Here is a 2,836-nt window from a genome sequence, read left to right on the forward strand (position 1 = left end):
CATGATAGAGAGGTGGCAAAGCAGTTGGCAGGCCAGAGACATTGAGATGTACATGGGTTTTTATAGCCATGCGTTTTACTCCGACAGTATGAATCGTAAGCAGTGGAAAATTCACAAGAACGCCTTATTCAAAGGAGCCGGGTCTATAAAAGTTGATATCGGCGATATCCATATAACCCCCCTGGAATCGAGGAAGGTGCAGGTGACCTTCAGGCAGCGCTACAGCTCAGACTCCGTATCGGACAACGGCATAAAGACACTCATACTGGAGGGTTGCCCCGGTGAGTACAAGATTGTCTCTGAGGGCTGGCGTGCAGGATAGGGATTGTAGGGTTGAACTTACATGGCAAGGAGGGCGGTGTACGGCAGGGGTGCCTCACCCCCTCTACCCCCTCCTCAGACCTCCACTTGACCCCATAATATCTTACAATTATGTGACTACTTCATCACAGAAATATTTACTTTGACAATGTCACATTATAAGTAAACATGCAGATTGTCTGAACCAGGATTGCACGGATGAAACCAGGTGCGACCTGGAGCGGGAAAGAACAGGAGAAAGATATAACGCCTTCTTTAACATAATCCTGATAACCCCTATTGTCAGACAGCTCCTTACAGTCGCCGGGCCGTTAAATCGTGGTTCAGACATCTTTGGTTGCAGAGATTGGAATATGACATTGTCAAATTAATCATGGGCATATAAAAATATGCAAGGAGGTCTACGCATGACAGATAAGAGCAACATTGAGGTATTGATGGCGGAGGGCAGGTTGTTTCCACCTCCCGCCGAATTTTCGGAGAAGGCCTGTATCAAGGACATGGACGAGTATGAGCGATTGTACAAGCGGTCTGTTGAGGACACCGAGGGGTTTTGGGCTGAGATGGCACAGACCCACCTGCACTGGTTCAAGGAGTGGGATACGACGCTGAGTTACGACCTCACCAAGCCATTCATAAAGTGGTTTGAGGGTGGTAAGCTCAACGTCTCTTACAACTGCCTGGACAGACACGTCAAGTCCGGCTACAAGAATAAGGCCGCCATTATATGGGAGTCCAACTACGGCATCCTGAACAAGACCTACACCTACCAGCAGCTCTACTACGAGGTGAACAAGTTTGCCAACGTCCTGAAAAGGCACGGCATACAAAAGGGCGACAGGGTGATGATCTACCTGCCCATGGTGCCGGAGGTCGTCATAAGCATGCTGGCATGTGCACGTATAGGGGCGATACACAGTGTTGTCTTTGGTGGTTTCAGTGCGCAGTCTCTCAGGGACAGGATTATAGACTGCCAGGCCAAGATGCTGATCACCGCTGACTATGGCAGCCGTGGTGGCAAGCTCGTCCCGCTTAAGAGCAATGCCGATGAGGCCGTTGAATACTGTCCTTCGATCGAAAAGGTGATCGTCGTAAAGACCCAGACGTCGGCCCCAACCACGGTATCAATGAACGATAAACAGGGTATGCGGCGGGACTTCTGGTGGCATGAGGAGATCAATGACAAACAGATAACACACTACTGTGAGCCTGAATGGATGGATGCCGAAGACCCCCTGTTTATACTCTACACGTCGGGGTCAACGGGTAAGCCCAAGGGTGTTCTGCACACAACGGCGGGCTATCTGCTCTATACGCAGTTGACGTTTAAGTGGATATTTGACTACAGAGACGAGGACGTCTACTTTTGTACGGCGGATGTGGGTTGGATAACCGGTCACAGCTATATAGTCTACGGGCCATTAAGCAGTGGCGCTACATCGCTCATCTTTGAGGGCATTCCCACCTACCCTGACCCGGGCAGATTCTGGGGCATCGTAGAGAGATACGGTGTTAATATCTTTTACACGGCTCCCACGGCCATCAGGGCGCTCATGAAGGAAGGAGACCAGTGGGTAAAACAGTACGACCTGTCCTCGTTGAGGCTCCTGGGTACGGTTGGCGAGCCTATAAATCCGGAGGCCTGGATGTGGTATCACAACGTGGTGGGCAGAGGGGAGGTGCCGATCGTGGATACCTGGTGGCAGACCGAAACCGGAGGGATACTGATCACCCCGCTGCCGGGGGCAATGACGCTTAAACCCGGATCGGCATCAAAACCGTTTCCTGGTATTGTCCCTGCCATCTTAAAGGAAAACGGTGACCCTGCCGGGGTCAATCAGGGGGGATATCTCGTGATCAAAAAGCCGTGGCCTGGCATCTTGCGCGGCACGTATGGCGACCCCGACAACATTCGGATCAGGGACGTCTATTTTTCAAGGTTTAAGGGCGTATACTTTACCGGCGATGGCGCCCGTTGCGACGAAGACGGTGACTACTGGCTGATGGGCAGGATTGACGACGTCATAAACGTCTCCGGCCACAGGATCGGCACTGCCGAGGTGGAGTCGGCCCTGGTAAGCCATGAGGCCGTGGCAGAGGCCGCCGTCGTAGGCTTCCCGCACGACATCAAGGGAGAGGGACTCTATGCCTACGTCACACTCAAGGAGGGGTATCAATCCTCAGAGGAGCTTAAGGGCAGACTCGTTGAACACGTCAGGCATGTCATAGGGCCTATCGCCTCACCGGATAAGGTGCAGTTCTCCCCGTCTCTGCCAAAGACCAGGAGCGGTAAAATAATGCGCAGGATTCTCAGAAACATAGCAAAGGGTGAACTCGAACATCTCGGCGACACAAGCACCCTGGCTGACCCCATGGTCGTGGACGACCTCGTCAAAGGGAAACAATAAAAGAAAGGTAATAGTTCACCCCCCTAAGAAGAAGGAAAGAAAGGGGCGGTTTGTGGCAGGGGTGCCCCACCCCCTCCGCCCCCCTTCAGAACCCCCTGCAAGGGGGC

2 protein-coding genes are annotated in these 2,836 nt (G+C 52.6%); both read left to right on the forward strand.

Translation table 11 applies throughout. The features are described from left to right. Nucleotides 1–322, forward strand: a 322-nt coding sequence (locus tag HWQ67_RS15610; RefSeq protein WP_218253612.1) for a L,D-transpeptidase Cds6 family protein, incomplete at its 5' end; no start/stop codon positions are given. Between the two features lie 406 nt (nucleotides 323–728). Next, nucleotides 729–2,729 carry an acetate--CoA ligase gene (gene acs / locus HWQ67_RS15615; RefSeq protein WP_218253613.1) on the forward strand — a complete coding sequence of 667 codons (2,001 nt, stop codon included), beginning with the start codon at nucleotides 729–731 and terminating at the stop codon, nucleotides 2,727–2,729. Nucleotides 2,730–2,836 lie beyond the last annotated feature (107 nt).

Origin of the sequence: Candidatus Magnetobacterium casense, assembly GCF_019173545.1 — a bacterium.
GTDB classification, from domain to species: Bacteria; Nitrospirota; Thermodesulfovibrionia; order Thermodesulfovibrionales; family Magnetobacteriaceae; genus Magnetobacterium; species Magnetobacterium cryptolimnobacter.